This is a genomic window from Sphingobium sp. TomTYG75 (assembly GCF_054771635.1).
Genome location: NZ_BSRE01000001.1, coordinates 2103360 through 2129496, shown reverse-complemented (window position 1 = coordinate 2129496; position 26137 = coordinate 2103360). Strand labels below are relative to the sequence as shown.

General features: G+C 61.8%; 31 protein-coding genes. 19 read left to right on the top strand and 12 right to left on the bottom strand.

Annotated features, from left to right (window positions below):
* The first annotated feature begins 289 nt into the window (after positions 1–289).
* Genes trmB through nhaA form a run of 3 tightly spaced genes read left to right on the top strand, consistent with a single transcriptional unit; the run spans position 290 to position 2493 of the window.
* Positions 290–985 (top strand): tRNA (guanine(46)-N(7))-methyltransferase TrmB, encoded by a 696-nt coding sequence (gene trmB / locus ACYU81_RS10840; protein WP_460987624.1) that lies wholly within the window; start codon positions 290–292, stop codon positions 983–985.
* Complete coding sequence (locus ACYU81_RS10835; protein WP_460987623.1) at positions 986–1243, top strand: hypothetical protein; 258 nt, start codon at positions 986–988, stop codon at positions 1241–1243. It begins immediately after the preceding gene.
* Between the two features lie 53 nt (positions 1244–1296).
* The gene (gene nhaA, locus ACYU81_RS10830; RefSeq protein WP_460987622.1) at positions 1297–2493 is read left to right on the top strand and encodes a Na+/H+ antiporter NhaA; all 1197 of its coding nucleotides are present in this window, start codon (positions 1297–1299) and stop codon (positions 2491–2493) included.
* On the opposite strand, the gene ACYU81_RS10825 is transcribed toward nhaA, so the two are convergent.
* Positions 2471–3781, bottom strand: a complete 1311-nt coding sequence (locus ACYU81_RS10825; protein WP_460987621.1) for an SLC13 family permease — start codon at positions 3779–3781, stop codon at positions 2471–2473. The genes nhaA and ACYU81_RS10825 overlap by 23 nt on opposite strands.
* Positions 3782–3884: 103 nt before the next feature.
* Between ACYU81_RS10825 and ACYU81_RS10820 the strand changes: the two genes are divergently transcribed.
* Positions 3885–4748: a hypothetical protein gene (locus ACYU81_RS10820; protein ID WP_460987620.1), complete on the top strand. Its 864-nt coding sequence runs from the start codon at positions 3885–3887 to the stop codon at positions 4746–4748.
* A 71-nt stretch (positions 4749–4819) separates the two neighbouring features.
* Positions 4820–5686 (top strand): SDR family oxidoreductase, encoded by an 867-nt coding sequence (locus ACYU81_RS10815; RefSeq protein ID WP_460987619.1) that lies wholly within the window; start codon positions 4820–4822, stop codon positions 5684–5686.
* Between the two features lie 52 nt (positions 5687–5738).
* On the opposite strand, the gene ACYU81_RS10810 is transcribed toward ACYU81_RS10815, so the two are convergent.
* The 6 genes from ACYU81_RS10810 to ACYU81_RS10785 form a co-directional block, all read right to left on the bottom strand.
* On the bottom strand, positions 5739–6248 hold the full coding sequence (locus ACYU81_RS10810) for a DUF1993 family protein (protein ID WP_460987618.1): 510 nt from the start codon (positions 6246–6248) through the stop codon (positions 5739–5741).
* A gap of 159 nt (positions 6249–6407) precedes the next feature.
* Positions 6408–6956 (bottom strand): hypothetical protein, encoded by a 549-nt coding sequence (locus tag ACYU81_RS10805; protein ID WP_449471430.1) that lies wholly within the window; start codon positions 6954–6956, stop codon positions 6408–6410.
* A 508-nt stretch (positions 6957–7464) separates the two neighbouring features.
* Positions 7465–7830 (bottom strand): winged helix-turn-helix domain-containing protein, encoded by a 366-nt coding sequence (locus tag ACYU81_RS10800; RefSeq protein ID WP_460987617.1) that lies wholly within the window; start codon positions 7828–7830, stop codon positions 7465–7467.
* Between the two features lie 43 nt (positions 7831–7873).
* Positions 7874–8122 (bottom strand): hypothetical protein, encoded by a 249-nt coding sequence (locus ACYU81_RS10795; RefSeq protein ID WP_196225513.1) that lies wholly within the window; start codon positions 8120–8122, stop codon positions 7874–7876.
* A 107-nt stretch (positions 8123–8229) separates the two neighbouring features.
* Positions 8230–8463: a hypothetical protein gene (locus ACYU81_RS10790; protein ID WP_449471427.1), complete on the bottom strand. Its 234-nt coding sequence runs from the start codon at positions 8461–8463 to the stop codon at positions 8230–8232.
* Between the two features lie 209 nt (positions 8464–8672).
* Positions 8673–9038: a UrcA family protein gene (locus tag ACYU81_RS10785; protein WP_460987616.1), complete on the bottom strand. Its 366-nt coding sequence runs from the start codon at positions 9036–9038 to the stop codon at positions 8673–8675.
* A 480-nt stretch (positions 9039–9518) separates the two neighbouring features.
* Between ACYU81_RS10785 and uvrA the strand changes: the two genes are divergently transcribed.
* The 9 genes from uvrA (at position 9519) to ACYU81_RS10740 (ending at position 17383) form a co-directional block, all read left to right on the top strand.
* The gene (gene uvrA / locus ACYU81_RS10780; RefSeq protein ID WP_460987615.1) at positions 9519–12443 is read left to right on the top strand and encodes an excinuclease ABC subunit UvrA; all 2925 of its coding nucleotides are present in this window, start codon (positions 9519–9521) and stop codon (positions 12441–12443) included.
* Between the two features lie 30 nt (positions 12444–12473).
* Entirely contained in the window at positions 12474–13982 is a 1509-nt protein-coding gene (locus ACYU81_RS10775) for a caspase family protein (RefSeq protein ID WP_460987614.1), read from the top strand.
* Positions 13983–14101: 119 nt separating this feature from the next.
* The gene (gene relB, locus ACYU81_RS10770; protein ID WP_192666660.1) at positions 14102–14284 is read left to right on the top strand and encodes a type II toxin-antitoxin system RelB family antitoxin; all 183 of its coding nucleotides are present in this window, start codon (positions 14102–14104) and stop codon (positions 14282–14284) included.
* Positions 14284–14559, top strand: coding sequence for a type II toxin-antitoxin system RelE/ParE family toxin (locus ACYU81_RS10765; protein WP_460987613.1), 276 nt, complete (start codon positions 14284–14286; stop codon positions 14557–14559). Before relB ends, ACYU81_RS10765 begins: the two co-directional genes overlap by 1 nt.
* An 89-nt stretch (positions 14560–14648) precedes the next feature.
* A complete protein-coding gene (locus tag ACYU81_RS10760) occupies positions 14649–15662 on the top strand; it encodes a hypothetical protein (RefSeq protein WP_460987612.1) in 1014 nt (337 codons plus the stop codon).
* 179 nt (positions 15663–15841) lie between these two features.
* Complete coding sequence (locus tag ACYU81_RS10755; protein ID WP_449471421.1) at positions 15842–16054, top strand: cold-shock protein; 213 nt, start codon at positions 15842–15844, stop codon at positions 16052–16054.
* A gap of 64 nt (positions 16055–16118) precedes the next feature.
* Positions 16119–16328, top strand: a complete 210-nt coding sequence (locus tag ACYU81_RS10750) for a hypothetical protein (RefSeq protein ID WP_449471420.1) — start codon at positions 16119–16121, stop codon at positions 16326–16328.
* A gap of 258 nt (positions 16329–16586) precedes the next feature.
* A complete protein-coding gene (locus ACYU81_RS10745) occupies positions 16587–16826 on the top strand; it encodes a hypothetical protein (protein ID WP_460987611.1) in 240 nt (79 codons plus the stop codon).
* Between the two features lie 218 nt (positions 16827–17044).
* A complete protein-coding gene (locus tag ACYU81_RS10740) occupies positions 17045–17383 on the top strand; it encodes a glycine zipper 2TM domain-containing protein (RefSeq protein WP_460987610.1) in 339 nt (112 codons plus the stop codon).
* 55 nt (positions 17384–17438) lie between these two features.
* Here the strand turns inward: ACYU81_RS10740 and ACYU81_RS10735 are convergent, their stop codons facing one another.
* From ACYU81_RS10735 to ACYU81_RS10720, 4 genes are all read right to left on the bottom strand, one after another.
* The gene (locus ACYU81_RS10735; RefSeq protein ID WP_460987609.1) at positions 17439–18368 is read right to left on the bottom strand and encodes an electron transfer flavoprotein subunit alpha/FixB family protein; all 930 of its coding nucleotides are present in this window, start codon (positions 18366–18368) and stop codon (positions 17439–17441) included.
* 110 nt (positions 18369–18478) lie between these two features.
* Positions 18479–19228: an electron transfer flavoprotein subunit beta/FixA family protein gene (locus tag ACYU81_RS10730; RefSeq protein WP_460987608.1), complete on the bottom strand. Its 750-nt coding sequence runs from the start codon at positions 19226–19228 to the stop codon at positions 18479–18481.
* Between the two features lie 111 nt (positions 19229–19339).
* Positions 19340–20539, bottom strand: coding sequence for an ADP-forming succinate--CoA ligase subunit beta (sucC, locus tag ACYU81_RS10725; RefSeq protein ID WP_460987607.1), 1200 nt, complete (start codon positions 20537–20539; stop codon positions 19340–19342).
* A 142-nt stretch (positions 20540–20681) separates the two neighbouring features.
* On the bottom strand, positions 20682–21014 hold the full coding sequence (locus ACYU81_RS10720) for a hypothetical protein (protein ID WP_460987606.1): 333 nt from the start codon (positions 21012–21014) through the stop codon (positions 20682–20684).
* A gap of 61 nt (positions 21015–21075) precedes the next feature.
* On the opposite strand from ACYU81_RS10720, the gene ACYU81_RS10715 reads away from it, so the two are divergent.
* Positions 21076–21474 carry a low affinity iron permease family protein gene (locus tag ACYU81_RS10715; RefSeq protein ID WP_449471410.1) on the top strand — a complete coding sequence of 133 codons (399 nt, stop codon included), beginning with the start codon at positions 21076–21078 and terminating at the stop codon, positions 21472–21474.
* 13 nt (positions 21475–21487) lie between these two features.
* Here the strand turns inward: ACYU81_RS10715 and ACYU81_RS10710 are convergent, their stop codons facing one another.
* A complete protein-coding gene (locus ACYU81_RS10710; RefSeq protein ID WP_196225497.1) occupies positions 21488–21667 on the bottom strand; it encodes a hypothetical protein in 180 nt (59 codons plus the stop codon).
* A 272-nt stretch (positions 21668–21939) separates the two neighbouring features.
* Between ACYU81_RS10710 and ACYU81_RS10705 the strand changes: the two genes are divergently transcribed.
* The 4 genes from ACYU81_RS10705 to ACYU81_RS10690 all read left to right on the top strand — a co-directional run bounded on the left by ACYU81_RS10705 (position 21940) and on the right by ACYU81_RS10690 (position 26134).
* Positions 21940–23325, top strand: a complete 1386-nt coding sequence (locus tag ACYU81_RS10705; RefSeq protein WP_460987605.1) for a glycosyl transferase family protein — start codon at positions 21940–21942, stop codon at positions 23323–23325.
* 299 nt (positions 23326–23624) lie between these two features.
* Positions 23625–24398: a hypothetical protein gene (locus ACYU81_RS10700; RefSeq protein ID WP_460987604.1), complete on the top strand. Its 774-nt coding sequence runs from the start codon at positions 23625–23627 to the stop codon at positions 24396–24398.
* A 60-nt stretch (positions 24399–24458) separates the two neighbouring features.
* Complete coding sequence (locus tag ACYU81_RS10695) at positions 24459–25373, top strand: sulfite exporter TauE/SafE family protein (RefSeq protein ID WP_449471406.1); 915 nt, start codon at positions 24459–24461, stop codon at positions 25371–25373.
* Between the two features lie 2 nt (positions 25374–25375).
* Complete coding sequence (locus tag ACYU81_RS10690; protein WP_460988172.1) at positions 25376–26134, top strand: TIGR02186 family protein; 759 nt, start codon at positions 25376–25378, stop codon at positions 26132–26134.
* Positions 26135–26137: the final 3 nt, after the last annotated feature.

The window sequence follows — 26137 nt, the reverse complement described above, 5'->3', positions numbered from 1 at the left end:
CTTTCTCCCGGCAAACCAAAGGCCGGCCGCAGGACCCGGCCGTGGCCTAGGGTGTGTGGGGATTCAGTTCAGGACGCGGCGAAAATGGTGAATTTCGAGAACTGGCGCGCAGCGTACTTCAGTACGTGAGCACCGGAAGCGCAGAAAGTCGCCATTTGCAGCCCGTCATGGGCTGAACCCCCACACACCCTACTGTGCCTCCCGCCCCGTACCGCTCCTCACCACGGGTGCGGGAGGCACAACAGCTACCCGCTTGCCCCCGCTGCGCCACGCGGCTAAGCCCCCGCCCATGACCGCGCACAAATCCGGCGACCCCACCACGCTCAACCGCCTCTATGGCCGTCAGTCGGGCCACAAGCTCCGCGCCGGTCAGCAGGAGCTGGTCGACACGCTCCTGCCCGCCCTCTCCATCCCGGAAGAAGGGGAGATCACCGCCGCCAACCTCTTCGGTTACGACCGCCCCCTGCATTTCGAAATCGGCTTTGGCGGCGGCGAACATCTCGCCTATCGCGCCGATATGCTGCCCGACCATGGCTTCATCGGCTGCGAGCCTTTCCTGAACGGCGTCGTCACCGCGCTCGGCCATGTCCGCGATCAGGCGCTCGGCAACATCCGCCTCCACATGGGCGACGCGCTTCAGGCCCTCGCCCGCATCCCCGATGGCGCATTGAGCTTCGTCTACCTCCTCCATCCCGACCCTTGGCCCAAGGCCCGCCACGCCAAGCGCCGCATGATGAACCCCGGCCCGGTCGAAATGATCGCCCGCAAGCTGAAGCCCGGCGGCGAGTTCCGCTTCGGCACCGATCACCCCGTCTATCTCCGCTGGGCGATGATGGTGATGAACGGCCACCCCGACTTCGATTGGCTGGCGAGCGAACCCAAGGACTTCCTCACCCGCCCCGGCGGCTGGCCCGAAACCCGCTATGAGGCAAAGGCCCGCCGCCTCGGCCATGAGGTCTGGTATTTCCGTTACAGGCGCAAGTGAATGAACGATCATCCGACATCCGCAATCCCCTGGGATCAGCCCGCTACCCTGATCGACCTTGAAGGCCGCGCCCCGGTCATCGGCACGATCCGTGACTGCGCCCAGCATTTCGCGGTCTTCAAGCCGCACGCCCGCGAACAGGCGCGCGTCCTCCTGACGCAGCCCATCCACCGGGCGGGGCGCAAGACCCGCACCTGGATTCTCGAACCCTTCGAAATCGAGCAACTCACCGACCGGCTCCGCACGGAAACGCACTGATCGACCGACCGGAAGCAGTGGCCCTGCGCCGAATTGGCCGTTAGAACAGCGGGATGACCGTTCCTCCCCTGATCACCCGCCCCGTCTCAATGATGCGCGCCTTCCTCGCTGCGGAAGCGGCGGGCGGTATCATCCTGATCGCGGCTGCGGCTCTGGGAATGCTCGTCGCCAACTCCGCCCTGTCGGCCGACTATTTCCACACGCTCCACATCGACCTGGCGGGGCTCAGCCTGCTCCACTGGATCAACGACGGCCTCATGGCGCTGTTCTTCCTTATCGTGGGCTTGGAAATAAAGCGGGAGGTGCTGGACGGGCAACTCGCCCGATGGCCCGACCGCCTGTTGCCCGGCCTGGCAGCAGCGGCGGGCGTGGTCATGCCCGCCCTTATCTATGTCGCCATCAACCGGGGAGACGCCATCGGCCTTCGCGGCTGGGCGATCCCCGCCGCCACCGACATCGCCTTTGCTCTAGGCGTGCTCGCCCTCCTCGGCCCGCGCGTACCGGCATCGCTCAAGATATTCCTCGCGGCCGTGGCGATCATCGACGATCTGATCGCCGTCCTCATCATCGCCCTCTTCTACAGCGGACAGCTCAACCTGCTGCCCCTCGCCCTGGCCGTCGCAGGTCTCGCCTGCCTCGCGCTCTGCAATCGCGCGGGGGTCAACAGCCTCTGGCCCTATATACTGATCGGCGTCTTCGTCTGGTTCTGCGTGCTGCAATCCGGCATCCACGCCACGCTGGCCGGGGTGGCCGTCGCAATGACCATCCCCTTGCGAAAGACCCCAGCCGCGCCCGACGACCAGCATTCGCCTTTGTCCCGCCTCGAACATGGCCTCCACCCCTGGGTCGCCTACGCTATCGTGCCGCTGTTCGGCTTCGCCAATGCGGGCGTGTCCTTAAGCGGGGTCGCACCATCCGACCTGGCTCAGCCAGTCCCGTTCGGCATCGCGCTCGGCCTCTTCGCAGGCAAGCAGCTCGGCATATTCGGCACCGTGTGGCTCCTGTCCCGCCTCGGCTGGGCCAGCCGCCCGGCCCATTCCACATGGGCGCAAGTCTATGGCGTGGCGCTCCTCTGCGGCATCGGCTTCACCATGAGCCTCTTCATCGGCGGCCTCGCCTTCGCACCCCATCCGGATACAGGCGATGCGGCAAAGCTCGGCATCCTGCTCGGCTCACTCGCCTCCGCCACCGCCGGTTTCCTTATCCTGCGGCTGGCGCCCGGCCTGATCAGAACGGAAAAAACATACTGATCGCCGCCACCCCGACCACGCAGGTAATCAGGTTCAAGGGCAACCCCACCCGCACGAAATCCATGTAGCGATAGCCGCCCATCTGATAGACGATGACATTGGTCTGGTAGCCAAAGGGCGTCGCAAAAGCCGCGCTCGCCGCCATCATCACCGCGACCAGAAACGGCCGTGGACTGACCGCCAGACTGTCCGCCAGCGCCACCGCGACCGGCGTCAGCAGCACCGCCACCGTCGCGTTCGACAGCAACTCCGTCAGCACCATCGTCACCAGATACAGCACGACCAGCGCGATCAGCGGGCTCAACCCATGCACGCTGCCGATCAGCATCCGCGAGGCGTCCGCCGCCAGCCCGCTCTGCTCCATCGCGATGCCGATCACCACCATGCCCGCGATCAGGATCAATATCTGCGGCCGCAGCCCGCTATAGGCCTCATCCGCGCTGATCACCCGCAGCAGGATCAGCACAACCGCCCCGGCAAAGGCGCTCGCCGCGATCGGCGCAACATCGATCGCCGCCAGCCCCACCGCCGCCGCAAAAACACCCAGCGCGATCGCCGCCTTGGCGGGCTTCAGCGGCCGGGGCTCGGCGAAGACCGCCGGGTCGCCCACCTGCGCGCTGTACACATGCATGGCATCGATCGGCGCCGCCTCGCCTTCCCGCTCATCCGCCTCATGACGCCCGCCCAGCAGCTTCTTGCTGAACAGGAACAGGTATAGCCCACCCGCCAGCGCCATCGGCAACCCCACCGGCGTAATCTCGAAAATGCCGAAGCGCGGCTGCCCCGCCACGCTCGCCATGTCGTCCACCAGCAGGTTGGTCGATGTCCCGATCAACGTGCAGCAGCCGGTCAGGATTGTGATATAGGACAACGGCATCAGGAACCGCTTGGGCGAAAGGCCCAACGTATTGGCGACGTCGCGCACGACCGGCGCGCCCAACACCACGATCGGCGTCGAATTGAGGAAGCAGGACGCCGCGCCGATCATCGACAGCAGCAGCCACATGCCGGTCGCGCCCATCCGCCTGCACATCGCCACCGCCATCGCAATCGCCCGGTCGAGCAGCCCCGACAGCTCCAGCGCATAAGCAATGACGAACAGCGACGCGAGCGCGATAATCGCGGGACTTGCAAAGGCACCCTGCACATCGACCGGCCGCACGACGCCCGTCATCAACAGCACCGCCGCCCCGGACAGCGCGACGACATCGGCGCGCACCTTGTCCCAGATCAGCGCAGCGACGACAGCGGCCAGCACCAGCAGCGTCAGAACTTGGTCAATCGTCATGCGCCCCCTGCCTCGTGCCTGCCGCCGCCCCTGTCAACGCAGCAAGGCGGAAAAAAGATGATTATCTTCTGGAGGATGATGCTCGATTTGCTATCAATGGCTTATGCGTGAACCCAGTGCCAGGACCAGTCGGCTCGCCATAGCCGCAGGGCTTGCAGCTTTTATCGCGGTCGGGGCGGGCGGTTTCCTTCTTGGACGCGGCACAGCGCCCAAGGCTCCGCCGCCCGCGCCTGCCCCCGTCACCGTCATCCCCCCGCCCATCCCGGTACAGCCGCAATTGCCGCGCCTCTGGGGCCGCGCAGAGATAGCCGACCTCGCCCGCCGCGCCGCCGACGCCCTGTCATCGGGCAAGCCGCTGCCGGACGACATCGCCGGGACCGTGGGTCAGCGGTTCGATCTCTCACTCGCCTTCGGCTGCTCGGGCGCTGCGGAAAAGGACAGTGGCGCCCCCATGCGCTGGCGCTATGATGAAGCGGCCGGCGTGCTCCGCGTCCATGTCAGGCCGATTTCGTGGAAAGCCGCCGATCTCGGACTCCCCGCGCAAGGGGACGGCCATGATGCCGAGGGCTTCTGGATGCTGCGCCCCTGGTCCACCAACGACGAATGCCCCGCCCCTGCAAAAGCCACCGCGCCCGAACCGGACGGAACCGCGCCCACGCCCGACCAAAGCCTGGCCCTCGCCCAATTCGGCCAGAATGACGGCAACGATCTGTGGCGCCACGGCCGCCCCTTCGAAAAAGTACTGCGCCTCGCGCCTGAAGATTTTACCCCCTCACGCGGGCTGAGGCTCCGGCTTATCGGCCGCATTGAACGCGTGCCCGGAAACGGCCCCGTCCACTGCGCCCAGCCGCTCGGGGTCGAACAGCGGCCCGCCTGCGTGCTCGCCGTCACCCTGCGTGAAGTCCGCATGGAAATGCCGGGCGCGGACGCCCCTATCGCCATCTGGGAAAATCGCAGCACGGGCTAGGCGACCCGCCCTGCCGCAAGCGCATGAACCATCCCCCAACCCAAGTGTTGGCCGAGGAAAGGAGATGCGCCATGTCCGACACCCAATCCGACAATCATGAAGAGATGATCCACGAAGACGGCTTGCCCGGCCACGAAAGCAAGCTCGAACCCAAGCCCGAATGGGAACCCCGCTACCCCGGCTCAGGCCGCCTCGCCGGAAAAGTCGCCCTCATCACTGGCGCGGATAGCGGCATCGGCCGCGCCGTCGCCGCCCTCTACGCCCGCGAAGGCGCCGACGTCGCCATCCTCTACCTCTGCGAACATGACGACGCGAAGAAGACTGCCCAGATCGTCGAGGCCGAAGGCCAACAGGCCCTCACCATCGCCGGGGACATTGGCGAAAAATCCTTCTGCGACGACGCCGTCAAACAGGTAATCGACCGCTTCGGCCGCCTCGACATCCTGGTCAATAACGCGGGCGAACAACATCCCGATCAGGACATCACCGATATCACCGAGGAACAGCTGCGCCGCACTTTCCAGACCAACATCTTCGGCATGTTCTTCCTGACGCAAGCAGCACGCCCGTACCTCCAAAAAGGCGCCGCCATCGTCAACTGCACCAGCGTCACCATGTATCAGGGCTCGTCGGAACTGCTCGACTATTCCAGCACGAAAGGCGCCATCACCGCCTTCACCCGTAGCCTGTCGGAAAATCTCGTAAAAGACGGCATCCGCGTCAACGCCGTAGCCCCCGGCCCGATCTGGACCCCGCTCAACCCCTCGGGCGGCGCGAGCCCGGAAAAGCTCGAACATTTCGGCGAGTCAGTCCCCATGGGCCGCCCCGGCCAACCCAACGAAGTAGCCCCCGCATTCCTCTTCCTGGCGTGCGAGGACGGCAGCTACATGTCCGGCCAGGTCCTCCACCCCAACGGCGGTACGATCGTGAATGGATAACTGGTCCAGAATCCGTCGAGAGTCAGCTGAACCGCCAGAGGAACCGCTTCTGCTACGCAGGCAAAGCTTTATGGCGCTCCATATGCGGCAGAAAATCCATCTTGCCGATGTCCAATCCCGCGTTGCGCAGCAATGCATATGCCATTGTTACGTGAAAGTAGAAGTTCGGCATGATCCAGTCGCGAATATCCTCCTCCGACGACATAAGGAAGCGGATGCCATTGGGCAATGTGAGATCGACGACTGTGTCGGCGTCTGCCCAACCAGCGGGGACTGCTTGATCGTTTAGCGATCGAACCACCGCAATGCGTTCGGCAACCTCCGCGAGTGATTTATACGATACAACTTCGAGTGGGACGCTCTGCCCGGCGACTTGATTCAGTGCCAGCAGTACTTGGTTCAGAGCCACGCGAAACTGCATCTCCAGCGGAAACATGTCGTCGGTCAGTCTCGCCGCGAGCACATCATCCGTCATCCCAGAATCGATAGCTTTCCCGACAAGGTGATCGAGGCTGCCGAGCATGTTGTCGAAGGTCATCCGGGCGGACAGAGCGTAGGACATCGCAGACCCTCAAAAAAAGCCGGTGCAAAGCTATGGCATTCGCCTCTGCGGTCAAGCGGCGATCGAAGCATAACATTTCAAAGGTGCGGCAATCCTCACGGCCGCCACCGCCTCGCTTCAATCATATCGCCCCTCCCCCGGAGGAACGCCAGCAAAAGCTCAATTCGCCTTGCTCATATCCACCTTCTCCACCCACTCCGGATAGAAGGTCGGCTCCCGGTTAGACCACCCCACCGCCGTCGCCGCCGCCTCGCTGATCGACTGCAACAGCGCCCGCCGCTTCTCAGGATGCAGATGCGGCAAGCTCGCCGCCGCGCAGAACGCGCCCGGCAACCACGGCCTGGCCCCCGCCCCCAACAGCCGTTCATACAAAAACCGGTAGGCCGAAAAGCTGCTCAGCCTGTCCTGCCCCAAATCGAAAGCCGAAATCGTCACCAAAGGCGCCATGAACGGCTCCATCTGGTCCAGCCCGCTGTCGTCGGGCACCCGCGCCTTGATCTCATCCAGCCGCCCGTAAATGCGGGCCTGCGCGCGGATGCTCGCTTCCTCCACCATGTCGCGCGACCATAGCTTCATGGCGTCGCGGCGGTGGAGGCCGATGTCCAGCGACCGGCGGATATAGCGCTGCGTGGCAGACGGGAAACTGGCGAATTCGCGCAATTCAGCCAGGGTGATTGCCCCGTCAGCCGGTCTTGCATTGGTGCCCATGCTCTTGCCCTCCGACTTCAAGTCGATCAGCAGAACATGCGCCCAACATGGTTACTGTAAGCTTAAGCGCCGGTTCTGCCGACAACTACAGGGAATCACTTTTCCTTGTGCGTCGCAACATGTAATTTTTGTGAAAGCGATAAAAGGAGGCAGCAAAGCCCCCTTACCAAAGAGCATCGGGTCCTCAAGCAACGGCAAGCCGCAAACCCTCCCTCTGCGCCTTCTGCGTTCTCCGCGTGAAAATATATCACGCGGAACGGCAGCGATACGGAAGCACAATCAGAAGGCGAAGCGAGCGCCCCAGACTTAACCTCTATCCAGCTCCCAAGCCTCGCCTCAAGGACAAAGCTGACGCCTGACCCCTCCGCGCCTCCGCGTGAACCAAAATAGGGCGCGGCCACCAGCCACGCCCCAAAACGCAAAACCTTAAGCAACATCCCGTTGAGAACCCGCGAAACCACGCCACCCCCGGCATCCTACGCAATGCCCAAGTGCCGACGCATCCTCCTCACTCCTCCGACTGAACCGGCAACGGCTCGCCCCGCAACTCGCGCGCAAGGTCAGGCCAATGCGACCGCCCCGCCGCACTCGCCGCCGCCTTCTGCAACCCGCGATATTGGGCAAGCACGCCAAGCCCCAGCTCCGTCAGCACCGCGCCCTCACTCGACGTCGCCACCAGCGGCGCGGACCAGCATCGGTTCATCACGTCCACCAGCATCCAGCAGCGCCGATAGCTCATCTTCAGCTTCCGCCCAGCCGCCGAAATCGACCCCTCGCTGGCGATCGCATCCAGCAGGTCGGCCTTGCCCGGCCCCATGGCGATCTCGTCACCACAATAAAGCTGTATCTTGATCTTCAGTGCAGGGCCGCTCATCCGCCCATTATGGCATGGGCAGGCCGCCCCGCCAATCGCTGCGTCAGGCTCGCCGCTCCAACACAGCGCCAATCATGCTGCGCCACACCGCGACATCACCCGCCTGCGCCATCTGCTCATCGGGCTCCCGCAGCGTGTGCAGGATAGCATAGGCATCATCCAGATAGTTTTGCCAACTCGCATCCACCGCGCCCGCCGCATGGGGATCATCGCCCTCGCCATTCAGGCTCAGCTGGCGTCCGGCCAGCACCCGGGCAATGCGTTCGATCGCGGGAGTAGCGGAAGTCGGCATCAATAAGGCTCCTCTCACCTTGCAGCGTCGTGCGCTTGGCGAACCGCCCGGCCACCGCCGATCCGGTTCGCCTCGCCCATGGATCATATCACCAATATCGCCGCCGTCTATCGCCCAGCCTTCTCATCCTCATCTTCTTCTTCGTGAAATCCCGACGAAGGAACCGGATCGCCATGGTCGCCCGGCTTGGTGGCCGACGGCGGATCGGACGCATCCATACTGTCCATCAACCCTTCCTCCAGCTGCTCCTCGGGGGTGACGGCATGGTCCTGCGCATCCGTGGGACGCTCATCATGCGCTTCTTCACGGCTATTGGGACGAATATCGGTCTTGTCGCTCATCTTGCTCTCCTCGGCGCGGCCTTCGCGCGCCACGCAGGATCAACGGCCAGTCCCGATGGCCGGTTCCCAGAGCATCCTCCAGCGCTCAATGTCCCCCCTCCCGCAAGCGTTCAAACGAGGCACGTGACTCGTTTGAAGGGTTAGGGGGTGGGCCAGCGCAACGCCAGCGATGAAGAGCCGATCACTCCTCCCCCCTCAAACGCAAAGCCTCAATTCCCCGCGCCAGGCACCTTATCCTTGCCCACCTCGGCAAAGCGGCTCGCATCCTGACCCTGCGCCTTGGCGATCGCGATGGCGACCGGCTCACGGACATGATCCACCGCCGCGATCTGGCACGACCGCAAATCCTGCATGGTCCGGCCCGGACACACCTTCACCGCAGCACGGCGGATGCGGGCATTCAATTCCTGCTGACCCGACTTCTTCGACAGGTCCAGATCGTCATAGCGCACATCGATCGTACGGCCGTTGGATTCAAACGGAATAACGCTCGCCTGCGCCGCCGCGCCCATCAACACGGTGGCAGACAGTGCCGCCAGCATGGCACCGCCGGTGCGATTGATAAAAAATGTCATGATGGTCCCCCTTCGATTGAACTGCTTGGGACTCGTCGCTCTTCAGGCGACCTGGTCCGCGATAAAGCCGCGAAGGCTGGGACCCGTCAGTCCTTCCGGCAGGGCGCAGATTTAAACAGGCCAGCTGCCTCTGTCGATCCCAAAAAGCCTTGTTGACGTAGCGTAAAACATCATTCGTCGAAATTGACCGAACAAGAAAACGCCCCCGGCGCAAGGGACGGCCGGGGGCGTATCCGGGATGCTGTCGGGCTATCCGGGATCTCTCATATCTACAGAAGTCGAGACGCCACCGCCGCAGCTTTCCCGTCGCGGCCCTTATACACCTGATCGGTTAATATCGCTCTACCTTTCGGTGACCCGCCGCCTGCTCGCGCTGGAAAGCATGGGCCGCTTGCGAGCCGCCGCCTGCTATCCCATATCCGCGCCCATAGCCCGGCAACGGCCTTGCCCCCAAAGAACAAATCTGGAACAACACGCCCCATGAGTCTGACCACAATTTCCGTACGCGGCGCGCGTGAGCACAACCTCAAGGGCGTGGACGTCGATCTACCCCGCGACAGCCTGATCGTCATCACCGGCCTGTCCGGCTCAGGCAAATCCTCCCTAGCCTTCGACACCATCTATGCAGAGGGTCAGCGCCGCTATGTGGAATCCCTCTCCGCCTACGCCCGCCAGTTCCTTGAGATGATGCAGAAACCCGATGTCGAGCATATTGACGGCCTCTCCCCCGCCATTTCGATCGAACAGAAGACGACCAGCCGCAACCCGCGCTCCACCGTCGCCACGGTCACCGAAATCTACGACTATATGCGCCTCCTCTGGGCGCGCGTCGGCGTCCCCTACTCCCCCGCGACCGGAGAACCGATCAGCGCCCAGACCGTCAGCCAGATGGTCGACCGCGTCATGCAATTGCCGGAGGGCACCCGCTTCTACCTCCTCGCCCCCGTCGTCCGCAGCCGCAAGGGCGAGTATAAGAAAGAGCTGCTGGAATGGCAGAAGGCAGGCTACACCCGCGTCCGCATCGACGGCGAAATGGTCCTGATCGAAGACGCCCCCGCCCTCGACAAGAAATACAAGCATGACATCGAAGTCGTGGTCGATCGCCTAGCCGTGGACCCGGACATGTCCACCCGCCTAGCTGACAGCTTCGAACAGGCCCTAAAGCTCGCCGACGGCCTAGCCTATGTGGATTTGGCTGACGGCACCATCGACTCCCTCTCCCCTTCAGGGGAGAGGGGAGCAACACCCGGAAAAATGAAAAACGCCGGCATCCCGGACAACCGCATAGTCTTCTCTGAAAAATTCGCCTGCCCCGTCAGCGGCTTCACCATCCCGGAAATCGAACCCCGCCTCTTCTCCTTCAACGCCCCCCAAGGCGCCTGCCCCGCCTGCGACGGCCTCGGAGAACGCCAGGAATTCGACCCCGAACTCGTCGTCCCCAACGAACACCTGACCCTCAAAAAGGGCGCCATCGTCCCCTGGGCCAAATCCAACCCGCCCAGCCCCTACTACATGCAAGTCCTCGGCTCCCTCGCCAAGGAATTCGGCTTCAACCTGGAAACCCCGTGGATCGACCTCCCCCCGGAGGTAAAAATCATCATCCTCCACGGCACCGCAGGCAAGCCCGTCACCCTGCGCTTCGTCGACGGCAAAAAATCCTACGAGGTCAAAAAACCCTTCGAAGGCGTCATCGGCAACCTCAACCGCCGCCTCCTCCAGACCGACTCCGCCTGGATGCGCGAGGAACTGAGCAAATATCAAACCGCCATGCCGTGCGAGACCTGCCACGGCGCCCGCCTCAAACCCGAAGCCCGCGCGGTCAAGATCGCGGGTGAGGACATCTCCATGTCCACCCGCCGCTCGGTGGTGGACGCGCTCGGCTTCTTCTCCACCCTCCCCGCGCACCTCACCGACCAGCAGAACCAGATCGCCAAAGCCATCCTCAAGGAAATTGTCGAGCGCCTCGGCTTCCTCAACAATGTCGGCCTCGACTATCTGAACCTCGACCGCACCAGCGGCACCCTGTCGGGCGGCGAGTCCCAGCGCATCCGCCTCGCCAGCCAGATCGGCAGCGGCCTGTCGGGCGTCCTCTACGTCCTCGACGAACCCAGCATCGGCCTGCATCAGCGCGACAATGACCGCCTGCTCATCACCTTGAAACGCCTGCGCGACCTCGGCAACACCGTCATCGTCGTGGAGCATGACGAGGACGCGATCCGCATGGCCGACTATATCGTGGACATGGGGCCGGGCGCAGGCGTCCACGGCGGCACCATCGTCGCCCAAGGCACGCTCAACGAACTGCTAGCCCACCGCGACAGCCTGACCGCGGACTATCTCAACGGCACCCGCCGCATCGAAGTCCCGCCAAAGCGCCGCAAGGGCAATGGCAAGAGGCTCACCGTCCACAACGCCCGCGCCAACAATCTGCAAAATGTCACCGCGTCGATCCCGCTCGGCACCTTCACCTGCATCACCGGCGTATCGGGATCGGGCAAGTCCAGCTTCACCATCGACACCCTCTACGCCGCGTCCGCCCGCACCCTGAACGGCGCGCGCATCGTCGCTGGCCCCCACGACAAGGTCACCGGCCTTGAACATTGCGACAAGGTGATCGACATCGACCAGTCGCCCATCGGTCGCACCCCCCGATCCAACCCGGCCACCTATACCGGGGCCTTCACCAACATCCGCGACTGGTTCGCGGGCCTCCCCGAAAGCCAGGCGCGCGGCTACAAACCCGGTCGCTTCAGCTTCAATGTGAAGGGGGGCCGCTGCGAAGCCTGCACCGGCGACGGCCTGCTCAAGATTGAAATGCACTTCCTCCCGGACGTCTACGTCACCTGCGACGTCTGCCACGGCGCGCGCTACAATCGCGAAACCCTGGAGGTAAAGTTCAAGGGCCACAGCATCGCCGACGTGCTCGACATGACCGTCGAGGATGCGGTGGAATTCTTCAAGGCCGTCCCGCCGATCCGCGACAAGATGGCCATGCTCGCCGAAGTCGGCCTCGGCTACATAAAGGTCGGCCAGCAAGCCACGACCCTCTCCGGCGGCGAAGCCCAGCGCGTCAAACTCGCCAAGGAACTCGCCCGCAGAGCCACCGGCCAGACCCTCTACATTTTGGACGAACCCACCACCGGCCTCCATTTCGAAGACGTCCGCAAACTCCTCGAAGTCCTCCACGCCCTGGTCGAACAGGGCAACAGCGTGGTCGTGATCGAACATAACCTCGACGTCATCAAGACCGCCGACTGGATCATCGACATGGGGCCGGAGGGCGGCGTGAAAGGCGGTGAAGTCGTCGCCGAAGGCACGCCGGAAAAAGTTGCGAAAAATTCTCGTAGCTTTACGGGACGTTATCTGGCGCCACTGTTGGGAATGGAAGCGGTGGCAGCGGAATAGCTACATGCAGCATTGACCAGAGGGGGCAATTTGGAAAACGCAGCGATCATACTCACGGTGAGCAATTATTCTGGAGAACTGTCTCCACTGCCGGGGTGTACGAACGACAGTGCCGCAATCCATAATTTGGTCAAGGCGACTGGAAAATTCGACAGCAACATCTTGCACATCGCAGACGGGCATAGCAGTGCGGTTGTAAAGGAACAAATATCAGATTTCGTCGATAGCCTCAAAGGCAAGGCAATCGACGAACTTTTATTCTACTACTCCGGACACGGAGCATTCTTAAGCGATGAGTTTCGGTTTCTCTTAGGAGATTTTACGAGATCTAAACAAAATTCTACATCACTATCAAATACGGAATTGGACTCGCTGGCGAGGGGCCTAACGCCAAACTTATTTATCAAGATTGTAGATGCATGCCAGTCCGGCGTAAACTATATCAAAGGCCGTGAAGAATTTGAGGAATACGTAAAATCCAATTCTCAATTTAGCAAAATATATTTTATGCTGTCGTCACAGCAGCAGCAATCGTCATACCAAGATAGTCACATAAGCGATTTCACGGAGTCGTTTCTTCATTCCATATATACACATCAATCCTCAAAGATTCGTTACACAGATATTATTTCTTCTATCTCGGATAGCTTCAGCGGTTCCACAAGGCAGAACCCTTATTTTATCACTCAGGCGGATTGCACTGAGGTATTCTGCGAAGTTAATAAAGCCGTCAAAGAAGCAATCCTGCCATTCTTAAATTCTATCACGACCTCAACAGAGGGTAAATCTGATCCTGCACCTTCCCAAACCTTAGTAGAAGCAGTGAAATCGGCGTCGAGCACGTATTGCACGAAAGAAGTTGCTGATCAGAATTACGAGAAAATTCCGCTTTTCGCCCGTCAGCATAAGTTCTCTGCTGAGATTTCTTCACTCTTTAAGATAACAGTTATAGAGCATGATGGCTATCCGGAAAACCCCTTAGGTATTGGAAAGTGGATTAATGAATTGCAGGCGAAGAACACGTACTTCGCTCAGCCAAAGAAGGAATGGAAGACATATCAGAAGAGGGTCTTAAAAAATCCCCTGTTTGCTGGAATTAATCTTAGTCTTCTTGGCAGAAATTCGGATGACGATTACAAGTGGGTTGACGATAGGAAGAATGAAGTTGTCGGATATGAGATAACGGCAGATTTACCTTACAAGCACATTGAGATCCATTTAGAACCAAATGAACTCAGCCTAGCGCCTGAAAGCTGCTATATTTGCCCGATAGTTTCTCGAAATAAATTGGCTATTTTTAGTGGCTTTTGTCACTTTCGCTATGTTGGCTGGGATGAGACAAAGAAAGCCTCTTTTTCGGGGTGGAAGGCGAGTATTACGGAGATATCTGATAAAAATAAAATTAACTCTTCGATTGGTGAAATTCTCGCTCAATTTAATGAACATGTCATTCGACATCTAACGCAAGAATTCCTCCCCCCTGATACGGATGTTGCGGAGGATGGGCAGGACGCAAAATCTGATAAAGCACCCGATTGAAATTAGACTGTGGATCGCCCGGTCGGAACGAAACCGGCCGGGCTCTCAACGAATATTCAGACCATGCTGATCCGACATCACAATTGGCACCGCCTCACATCGCTGATATCCTAACGCAGATGACCAAACTCACCCCCATCGAGTCCGAGTTCGCGACGACCGAGGAAGCCGAGGCTTACGACGCCTGGTTCCGCGCGCAGGTGGAGGCGTCCTTGGCCGATCCCCGGCCCGGCATCCCGCACGATCAGGTCATGGCGGAACTGCGTGCAATCATTGAGGCGAAGAAAGCCAAGCACGCCTGATGCCGCACGTTATTTGGCGCCCGATCGCGCGCGAGGATGCTCGGCGCATCGTCGACTATATCTCTGATCGCAATCCCGCCGCCGCTGCTCGCCTTGCAGAATTGCTGGAATATACCGCCACTCGCTTGGCCGATCATCCTTACATGTATCGCGCCGGTCGTGTCCCAGAGACGCGGGAAGCCCTCGTTACCCCCAACTACATGCTCGTCTACCGTGTCGGAGCCGACGTCATAGAAGTGCTGACCGTCAAGCACACCCGCCAGCAATATCCCTGACGCCAACCTTGTTCCCATTTTGTTCTGTCCTACAACCCCCAACCTGTTATACCGTCCCGGCAAACCCTCCCATAAAAAGGAGCTTTGCCATGTCCTACCACTTCCCCTCCCTCCCCACCCCCGCGCAGCAAAGCCGCGTCGACGGCTGGAGCCCCGCGCGGCAGCGGCACTTCCTTGAAACCCTCGCCGCCACCGGCGTCATCACCACGGCCTGCGACGCCGTCCACATCTCAGCCCGCGCCGCCTATGCCTTGCGCATCCGCCGCGACGGCGCGGCCTTTCGCCTCGGCTGGGACGCAGCCATCCTCATCGCCCGCGCGCGCCTCGCCGACGATCTGCTCGCCCGCGCCCTCAACGGCCATGAGGAAGTGATCCGCAAGGACGCCGAAGCAGGCGAAATCACCCGCCACCGCCACGACAACCGCCTAGCGATGTCGATGCTCTCCCGCCTCGACCGCATGGCCGACAACCCGCCCGAAGGCAGTGACGCCGCCCTCGCCCGCGTCGTCGCGCAGGATTTCGCCGCCTATCTCGACATGCTCTGCCCGCAGGAACAAGCGCCAAAGGAAGCCGCGCCCGCCCAAGCCCCAACAGCGGAAAACCACCCCGCCCTCACCCCGGACAGCAACGAAGCCGCCCCGCCCGCCGCAGACCCGTCCGATCCCACCCTCCCCGCCAGCATCGAAGCCACCGCCACCGCTCTCTCCCCCGGAGCCTCCGCCGCCCTCTTCATCGCCGCCCGCATGGCGCTGCATGAGGGCAAAAAGGCCGATTCCCACCCCCTCCATGAACGGTGTGAACTTCGCCCCCCACTGGTCGATCGCGCCACCCTTCCGCCCGAAGAAGCCGCCGCCCGCCTGCGCGGCGCATGGTGGGATGAGGAGCGGGAAGCCTGGCGCACCGACTATCCCGCCCCGCCCGGCTTCAACGGCGAAGAGAGCGGCGACATCTACGACATAGACGGTTATGAGCGCGACCTGACCCCTCAGGAAAGCGAAGCCTTGGCCGCGCTGGAAGAAGCCCAGCGCCGCCCCTACGAAGCCGCCGCCGCATTGGCCCGCGACGCCTTTTTCGGCTTCGCGGCGCTGGAAAAGGCGGGGTGATGACGGCCTCATTTGGGCGGCCGATTTGCTATTTCTGCCCCCGTCCCCTATATAGGACAGGCTACAGTCGCAAATCGACGGTCTTTCGGCGCTTTGCGGCACCAAACTTCCTTCTTTCCCTGCCCCTCTAGCGACCGGTCCGTCCACGCTGGACAGACCGTACGAACGAAGGAACTACCATGAGCATCACCGGAACCGTCAAATTCTTCAACGCCGACAAGGGCTATGGCTTCATCGCCCCTGACGACGGCACCCCCGACGCGTTCGTCCACATCACCGCTGTCGAGCGCGCTGGCCTGGCCACGCTGCGCGAAAAGGACCGCGTGACCTATGATCTGGAACAGGATCGTCGCGGCAAGATGGCGGCCGTAAATCTTCAGCACGCTGAATAAGCCATGCTGACCGTCCGGGCGCCGTTTTCATGGCGCCCGGGCACTATCTGAAAAAGGAGCGCATATGACGCACCCCGACTATCGCGCCCTCGCCGCCCAGGCTCGCAACGAAGCCCAGGCCGCCACCCTCACCAACGTCCGCGACCGCTGCCTCCGTTCGGAAGCGACCTTCCTCGCCATGGCCGAACGCCAGGACCTCGCCGACCGCAACCGCGCCCGCCGCGAAGCTGCCTCAGCCGCCGCGCTCGCACAAAGCAGCGCCGTCAACGCCTGAAGCATTGCTGGCCGGGACACCCGGTCATGCCACCCGCCGAGGCGATCGATCGACCAGGCCGGGAAATACGCTCCGAGAAAAAGCGCGCCGCTTCCTGCGGCTCTGCGGTGTAACGACACCTCCCCGACGGCCCGCCGCTCCGGCACATCGCCACAGCCGCTCATCTTGTCGAATACTCCAAAGCGTCCGGAACCCGACGCCTCCTGACCGGTTATCTCCGCGACCCTGACAGGAACATCCGGTAAGGAGCTAGACGCAATGATCCGCACTCTGATTTTCGGCGCCATCGCAGGTTATGTCGGCAAGAAACTGTACGACGAAGGCAAGCTGACCGAGTTCAAGGAAGACCTCGTCACCCGCTACAACAAGGCCCGTGACGACATCTCGAACCGCACGGGCAGCTCTACCAGCAGCACCCTCGGCGGCAGCAACATGTCCCCGGCGATCACGCCCACCCAACCGCGCCATACAGCGCCGGGTTCAACCCTCGCCAGCTGACACGCGGCTGACACTTTAAAAATACCCATTCCGGCGGCTTATCCCTCTGGCCGCTGGCCACCGCCCGCCCGGCCCGCGTTCCCCCCCTTTCGCGGCGCCGTGGCGGGTGGACTAATGTCCGCCTGTCCCTCTCCCCATAAAGCCGTTCCGCCCACGCAACTTACCCGGATTTGAAGGGTTGTTACGCAGCCGGGGGCCAAAGAATAGGAGAGTGACTGATGCGCACCCCGATAATCGCCGCCGCCTTGCTGGCCCTGCCGCTGGCGGCCTGCACCACGGATCGCTATGGCGACCGCTATGGCTATAACCACCCCGCAGGAAGCTATTCCGGCCGGGTGATCACCGACGACGACTATATCTACCGCGACAATGACGGCCGCTATTATTGCAAGCGCAACGACGGCACCACTGGCACGATAGTCGGCGCAATCGCGGGCGGCGTCCTGGGCAATATCATCGCCCCCGGCGGCTCAAAGACGCTCGGCACCATCCTCGGCGCAGGCGGCGGCGCAATCGCCGGCAACGCGATCGATCGCAGCAGCGTCCGCTGCGAATAAGAAAAAAGGGCGCGACCTCGGCCGCGCCCTCTTCACTACCCTCACGGGAAGTTGCTTACAGCTTGCCAGTAAGCTCCGGCACGACCTTGAACAGGTCGCCCACCAGGCCGATGTCCGCGACCTGGAAGATCGGCGCATCCTCATCCTTATTGATGGCGATGATGGTCTTGCTGTCCTTCATGCCTGCCAGATGCTGGATCGCGCCGGAGATACCCACGGCAATATAGACTTCCGGCGCCACGATCTTGCCAGTCTGCCCAACCTGATAATCGTTCGGCACATAGCCAGCATCAACAGCGGCGCGCGAAGCACCAACCGCCGCACCCAGCTTGTCCGCGAGCGGATAAATGACCTCTTCAAAGGTCGGCCCATCCTTCAGCGCACGGCCACCCGACACGATGATCTTGGCCGAGGTCAGTTCCGGACGCTCCTGCTTGGCGATCTCGGCGCCGACAAAGCTCGATAGCCCCTTGTCGCCGGTCGAGGCCACAGCTTCCACCACGCCTGAACCACCCTCACGCGCAGCCTTCTCAAAAGCGGTGCCACGCACGGTGATGACCTTCTTCGCATCCTTCGACTTGACCGTCGCGATCGCGTTGCCCGCATAAATCGGACGCGTGAACGTGTCTTCGCTCTCAACCGACAGGATGTCGCTGATCTGCATCACGTCCAGCAGAGCCGCGACGCGCGGCGCGATATTCTTGCCGTTGCTGGTGGCAGGCGCGACGAACGCGTCATGGCTGCCCATCAGTTCAACGACCAGCGGCGCGACATTCTCGGCCAGCGCATGACCAAATGCCGCGTCGTCGGCGACATGGACCTTGCCCACGCCCGCGATCTTCGCGGCAGCTTCACCCACGCCGCCAACGCCAGCGCCAGCGACCAGCAGATGCACTTCACCCAGCTTCGCAGCAGCGGTGACGGCGGAAAGGGTCGCGTCCTTCACGGCGCCGCCCTCATGTTCAACCCATACCAGAGTCTTCATAATCTCGATCCTCTATCCCCGTTCGCCCTGAGCCTGTCGAAGGACCTTTCTTCTCTTCAAAGAAGGAAGCAGGCTTCGACAAGCTCAGCCCGAACGGCTTGGAATGATGGTCAGGCAGCGACGCCCAAAGCTTTCAGCTTCGCGACCAGTTCATCGACATCGGCAACCTTGACGCCAGCCGAACGCTTGGCGGGCTCGGTGACCTTCAGCGTCTCCAGACGCGGCGAGATGTCCACGCCATAGTCAGCAGGCGTCTTGGTCGCGAGCGGCTTGCTCTTCGCCTTCATGATGTTGGGCAGCGAAGCATAGCGCGGCTCGTTCAAACGCAGGTCGGTGGTGACGATCGCAGGGACGTTGAGCTTCACCGTCTCCAGGCCGCCATCGACTTCGCGGGTCACGCTGACCTTGTCGCCCTCAACCTCGACCTTCGACGCAAAGGTGCCCTGCGGCAGATTAAGCAGCGCGGCCAGCATCTGGCCGGTCTGGTTGCTGTCATCGTCGATCGCCTGCTTGCCCAGGATGATCAGGCCAGCGCCTTCCTCTTCCTGAACCTTGGCGAGCAGCTTGGCGACGCCCAGCGGTTCGACTTCGTCATCCGTCTGGATCAGGATCGCGCGATCCGCGCCCATGGCAAGCGCTGTACGCAGCGTCTCTTGCGCCTTCGCAACGCCGATCGACACCGCCACGACCTCGGTCGCCACGCCCTTTTCCTTCAGGCGGATGGCTTCCTCGACCGCGATCTCGTCAAACGGGTTCATGCTCATCTTGACGTTCGCCAGATCAACGCCCGTTCCATCCGCCTTCACACGCGGCTTCACATTATAGTCAATGACCCGCTTCACGGGCACAAGGATCTTCATCGCAACATCCTTTCGTTTCACGCCACAGCCCGCATATGCGGACAAGGACGCAGGCGATCCTAAAAGACCGCCTGCGCCCCATGGTGTCTGTTCAAATGGCTGGAAAGTGCCTCAGGCTGCCTTCCTCACTTCCGCCACGATCTTCTTGGCCGCGTCGCCCAGGTCGTCCGCAGGGACGATGGCCAGGCCGGACGAGGCCAGAATGTCCTTGCCCTGCTGGACGTTCGTGCCTTCCAGGCGAACGACCAGAGGAACCGACAGGTCAACTTCCTTGGCAGCGGCGACGATGCCCTCGGCAATGATGTCGCACTTCATGATGCCACCGAAGATGTTGACGAGAATGCCCTTCACCGCCGGGTCCTTCAGGATGATCTTGAAGGCCGCGGTCACCTTTTCCTTGTTGGCGCCGCCGCCGACGTCCAGGAAGTTGGCGGGGAATTCGCCGTTCAGCTTGATGATGTCCATCGTCGCCATGGCCAGGCCCGCGCCGTTCACCATGCAGCCGATATTGCCGTCCAGCTTGATGTAGGCGAGATCATATTCGCTCGCTTCGACTTCCGCCGGGTCTTCCTCGGTCAGGTCGCGCAGTTCCGCGATGTCCTTGTGACGGAACATGGCGTTGCCGTCGAAACCGACCTTGGCGTCCAGCACCAGCAGGTTGCCCTGCTCGGTCAGCGCCAGCGGGTTAACTTCGATCTGCTCGGCGTCGGTGTCGAGGAACGCGGCGTAGAGCGAGGAGGCGACCTGGGCGGCCTGCTTCGCCTGATCACCGGTCAGGCCCAGAGCCGCAGCGATGGAACGGCCGTGGTGCGGCTGGAAACCGGCTGCGGGATCGACGGTGAAGGTGTGGATCTTTTCGGGGGTCGAATGGGCGACCTCTTCAATGTCCATGCCGCCTTCGGTCGACACGACGAACGCGATGCGGCTGCTGCCACGATCGACCAGCAGCGCGAGGTAGAATTCCTTCGCGATGTCGGCGCCGTCGGTGATGTAGAGGCGGTTAACCTGCTTGCCCGCTTCGCCGGTCTGGATGGTGACCAGCGTGTTGCCGAGCATGTCGGTAGCGTGGGCCTTCACTTCATCGAGGTTGAAGGCCAGGCGGACGCCGCCCTTCGCTTCAGGGGCCAGTTCCTTGAACTTGCCCTTGCCACGGCCACCAGCGTGGATCTGCGACTTCACGACATAGAGCGGCCCGGGCAGCTTCTTGGCGGCTTCGACGGCTTCATCGACCGAAAAAGCGGCGTAACCGGCGGCGATCGGCGCGCCATATTTCGCCAGCAGTTCCTTCGCCTGATATTCGTGAATGTTCATGGGCCTGGCCCGTCCTTTCGCCTGAAAAGCTGTTGACGGGGCTAAAGCACAGGGACGCGGGGGACGCCAGTCTCGTTCCGCAAATCAACTTTGCAAAATTGCAAAATCATTTCCCGGAATCGCGTTCAATTCACCACTTCCTTCATTCAATCGCGCAGACGATCGCCGCCTTGCTCGTCACCATGAATATCTCCGGATCCTCCAGCGCCCGCACCTTGTAGAGGAATCGATCCACCGTTATCTCCCCCATGTGCGACTTGCGGAGCGACGCCAGCGACTGGAGCCGCCGCAGCTGGATCAGGCTCAGCCGATCCACCATCCGCTCCGCCATGCACCCCGCCATCCGCGGCGAAAGCCCCGCTTCAATCAGCCCCGCCCGCACTTTCGATTCGGGTGACACCGTCGCGCAGGAGGACAGCAGCAAAGCAGCGGCAGGCAAAGCGAGCGCAAAGGCGCGAATGGATATGGTCGTCATGCGCGCTTCATGGCAATCAGAGCCTGAACACAGGGTAAATGGGCCGCCACGGGGACAAGACATGGACAAAATTTTCGGAGCCTTCGCGCATCGCGTCGCCAGCTGGTCCGGGCAGCCCCTGGCGTTCATATTGGCGTCGGCCACGATCATCGGCTGGATATTGACCGGGCCGATCTTCCATTATTCCGACACCTGGCAGCTCATCATCAACACGGGCACGACGATCGTGACCTTTCTCATGGTCTTCCTGATCCAGAACGCTCAGAATCGCGACGGGTCAGCGATCCAGGCAAAGCTTGACGAACTCATCCGCGCCGTCACCGATGCCCGAAACGAATTCATCGGCATCGAACATCTGACCGAAACCGATCTTGAACGTCTGAAAGCTATGCTGGAAAGGGAATATGACAGCGAGGAAAGTCACCACCGGTCAATAGAGCGGTTGATCCAGCGGCGGTAACGGACGCCCACCATCAGTGTGCGGAATTCACTAACCGCACATTTTCCTCACGATATGCATCGATCTGATCACCATATCCACGAGCCAACCCCTCATAAGCAGCACGCCCTTTTTTGGAATGGCTCATCTGCGCTCGTATCAACGACACCTGCTGCCTGTGCAGTAGGTAATTGACATCCATCTCTCCGGTCATTCACGCCCTCCTACCTATCGCTGATGAGACTGGTTGGGGTGCCGCAACTCTTTAGACGAGTCGTCTTTCCGGCAGTGGAGACGTTAGCACTGCCGCATCAATGAGGCCATTCCATCCAACGCGCTACTGGAGCAACTTGACGGAAATCGCGCCCGGTCGGAGCCTTCGGTGAAATAATCAAAGATTTTCGCCCTGTGCAAAAAATATGCGCGAGGGCTATGAAATCCCAAAGTAATTTGCCAATGCGCCTCGGCTTGCAGGGGGCATTCAACATGGCGCAATCGCTGACCGCGGTTCTGGCGATCATTTATCATGAAATTCTGTTGTTCGCCGTGGTGGGGCTGGCCATTGGCGGGATCGACGATTTTCTCGTGGATGTCATGTTCCTGGGCCGCCGCTGGTGGCGAAACATCGCGGTCTATTCTCGCCATAGGCGCATGACGACGGCGACGCTGCCCGCCTCTTCAAAGCCTGGCAAGATAGGCGTCTTCGTTCCCGCCTGGGGTGAAGCCGATGTGATCGGCCCGATGTTGCGCAATGCACTCAACCAATGGTCCGTCGGCGACTATCGCATTTTCGTCGGCGTCTATCCCAATGACCTTGCCACTTTGGCGGCCGTCAACCCGATCGCGGATCAGGACGACCGTCTCGTAGTCTGTATCAACGACCGGCCGGGTCCCACGACCAAGGCGGACTGTCTCAACCTCCTCTGGCGCGCCATGCAGGAAGAGGAGGCGCGCACCGGCAGAATGTTCAAGGCCGTAGTCTTGCACGACGCCGAAGATGTCGTCCACGCCGACGAAGTCCGGCTATTCGATGTGATGATCGATCGCTTCCAACTGGTTCAGTTGCCGGTTCTTCCACTCACCGGAGAAGGCGGCTGGTGGGCACGCTCCATCGCCAATCATTATTGCGACGAATTTGCCGAGAGCCATGGGAAATATTTGACGATCCGCGAAGCTGTGGGTGCGTCGGTTCCGTCCGCCGGAGTTGCCTGCGCATTCGAACGACTGACACTCGAACGGCTCGTCAATCCGGCGAACGGGGGTCCGTTCGACCCCGCTTCCCTCACGGAAGATTATGAAGTTGGTCTCCGGATCAAGAATATGGGCGGGCGTGGCGTTTTCGTGCGGATGCGCGATGCCGCAGGCGAGCTTGTCGCTACGCGTGAATATTTTCCGGACAGCCTGGACGGCGCCGTCCGCCAGAAAGCACGCTGGATGGTCGGAATCTCGCTTGCTGGTTGGGACCGCATGGGATGGCAGGGCGGCCCCACCGAATGGTGGATGCGCATCCGTGACCGGCGCGCGGCCATTGCCGCCTTCGTTCTCTTCGCTGCTTACGTCGCCTTTCTGCTTTGGGGCCTGCTACTCATGGCAAGCTGGTTCGGCCTCGAAGCCGCTCACCAGCCATCCCCGTTCGTCGAACTGCTGCTCTGGCTGAACTTTGCCTTCATGACCTGGCGCGCCGCGATGCGGGCCATTTTTGTCGGCCGCAGCTACGGATGGATTTATGGGATCGGCGCGATCCCCCGTTCCATTCTCGCCAATCTGATTGCGATGCTTGCGGCCCGCCGCGCGGTCTTCCTCTACCTTCACTCCCTGTTCGGAAAGCCGCTGGTCTGGGACAAGACACAGCATCGCTTCCCCCAGCTTTAAAGATCAACATGACCAACAGCGCCAGCGGACGGCCTGTCCGCTTTTTCCTTGTGCTTATGACCGGCTGGGTGATCATTCGGGTCGCGAGCGCCATGTTTGGAGGTACCGTCGCGCCCTTGCCGCCACGACCGATCCCGGTTGCAGCCGCCCGCCTGACCGCGCCTTCTCCGCAAAAGACCGTACCGATTCCGGCCACGCCAACCCCACTGCTCGTCGCCAATTGGCCGATGAGCAGGATACGCGCTGCGGAGCCGAGAAGGGGGATTACCCCAGCCTTTAACACTTCGTTTCAAAGTGCCATGGGCAAATCCGAGGACGGCCAGGCGCCCTTCGATCGGAAAATCGAAGAAGCCGCTCAGGCCAGCAGACCATCCAACTTTGCCCAGCCCGCCCCGCCCGCTTGGCCGCCAACGCCCTCAGACGGCGCCAAAGTACGCCGCTGGCGCGGCAGCGCGTGGCTCCTCTGGCGCGACGGTAGCGCAAATCCGCAGGATCTTGTCACAGGCGGCAGGCTCGGCGGGTCGCAAGCGGGACTCCGGCTCGATTATGATCTGACGCCAGCCAGCACCGGCCGCGCCGCCCTCTATGGCCGCGTGAGCCGCGCCTTCAATCGCCCCGCTTCACCTGAGGCTGCCGCCGGGATAGCCTGGCAACCTGCCCGATCAATTCCGATCTCCATCGCGGCGGAGCGCCGGATCTCTCTGGGAAATGGCGCACGCAATGCCAACGCGCTGTTTGCCGTGGGCGGCTTCGGCCCCACTCCAGTTCTGGGCAAATTGGAAGCGGAGGCTTATGGACAGGCCGGCCTGGTCGGGTTCAACCGGCACGACCTGTTCGCTGACGGCAAGCTTTCCCTGCTCACGCCCATATCGGGGACGCCTGTACGCACCGGCTTCAGCGTATCGGGAGGCGCGCAACCGCAGGTGGAGCGCGTTGACATCGGGCCGGAGGTTCAGGTCCGCCTGCCACTCCCCCGCGTCGCATCGCGGCTCAGCATCGAATGGCGGCAGCGCATAGCGGGAGAGGCATCGCCCTCATCCGGCCTCACTCTTACCCTCGGCGCGGATTTTTAACGCGGGGCGGACGCGCAGCGCCTTTATCTTGCCATCCATTCGGCCTAACCCTGTACGCACATGGATCTCTACCTGCCCATCGCCAATCTGTCGGTGAACGCGCTGGTGATCATTGCCCTGGGCGGTGTGGTCGGCCTGCTCTCCGGCATGTTCGGCGTCGGCGGCGGCTTCCTGACCACGCCCCTGCTGATCTTCTACGGCATTCCACCCACCGTGGCGGCCGCGTCCGCCGCGTCCCAGGTCACCGGCGCCAGCGTATCGGGCGTCGTTACCCACATGGCGAGGGGTACCGTCGATTTCCGGATGGGCGGCGTCCTGATCGGCGGCGGCATCATTGGAGCAGGCATCGGCGTGCTGTTGTTCCGGCTGCTCCAGTCCATCGGGCAGATCGATACGGCTATCGGCATCCTTTATGTCCTGATGCTCGGCGGCATCGGCATGTTGATGGCGAAGGAGTCGGTCCAGGCGCTGATCCTGTTGAAAACGGGCAAACGCATGCAGGCCCGCAAGCGCCGTCATCACCCCTTGGTCGCCGCGCTGCCGATGCGGTGGCGCTTCTATCGCTCGGGGCTCTATATCTCTCCCCTCGCGCCGTTGCTGCTCGGTGTTGCGACGGGAATACTGACAACCCTGCTGGGCGTCGGCGGCGGCTTCATCCTTGTGCCCGCCATGCTTTACCTGCTTGGCATGACCACCCAGTCGGTGGTGGGCACTTCGCTGTTTCAGATATTGTTCGTCACCATGGCAACAACGATGATGCACGCCATGACTACAAAGGCGGTCGATCTCGTCCTCGCAATGCTGCTTCTGATCGGCAGCGTGACAGGGGCACAGATCGGCACCCGCATCTCAATGACCGTTCGCCCTGAATATCTGCGCATATTATTGTCGGTGATCGTGCTGCTGGTCGCCGCGCGCATGGCGTTGGGTCTCGGTTTCCGCCCGGATGAGATTTACACGGTGGAAGTGCGTTGAACCTGCGCGCCCGTCTCGCACTGCTCCTCCCCCTCTCGACACTGCTCGGCGCGGCAGGGGAGCCGATGCTCGTTCCCGACGTCTCGCAACGGGAAGTGGAAATCCAGTACAGCTTCACCGGCGCCGACCTCCTGCTGTTTGGAGCGATCGTCTATCCCGACGGTCGTCGGCCCAGCAAACCTGCGGACATATTGGTTGTGCTGAAAGGCCCCGATCAGTCCATCACCATGCGCGAGAAACAAAAGGTCGCCGGCATCTGGGTCAATGCGGACAGCGCCCGCTTCCGCTCCGCACCCAGCTTTTATGCGGTCGCCTCTTCCCGTCCGATCGCCAACGTCGTCGATGAACGGACGGCCGCGATCTACGAACTGGGCGTGGACAAGCTGCAACTGTCCCCGTCCTCTCTCAATGACAGCGCCGAGCTTGATCGCTTCCAGGCCGGGTTGATCGATCTGCGCGAACGATCGGGATTGTTCGCCGAACGGCCCGGCTCCGTGGAGATCACCGATGGAGTGTTATACCGGGCACGCATCCCGCTCCCCGCGCGCGTCATCGTCGGCGATTATACAGCGGAAACCTTCCTCGTGCAGGATGGGCGGGTCGTTGCCGCCGCCGTCCGCGACATCACCATCCGCAAGTCGGGGTTCGAACGCTTCATGGCGGTCGCGGCCGAACGATGGTCCTTTTTATACGGCCTTACGGCCATTTTGCTGGCGGTGAGCATGGGTTGGACCGCCGGAGCCGTCGCGCGGCGCTTCTGACGA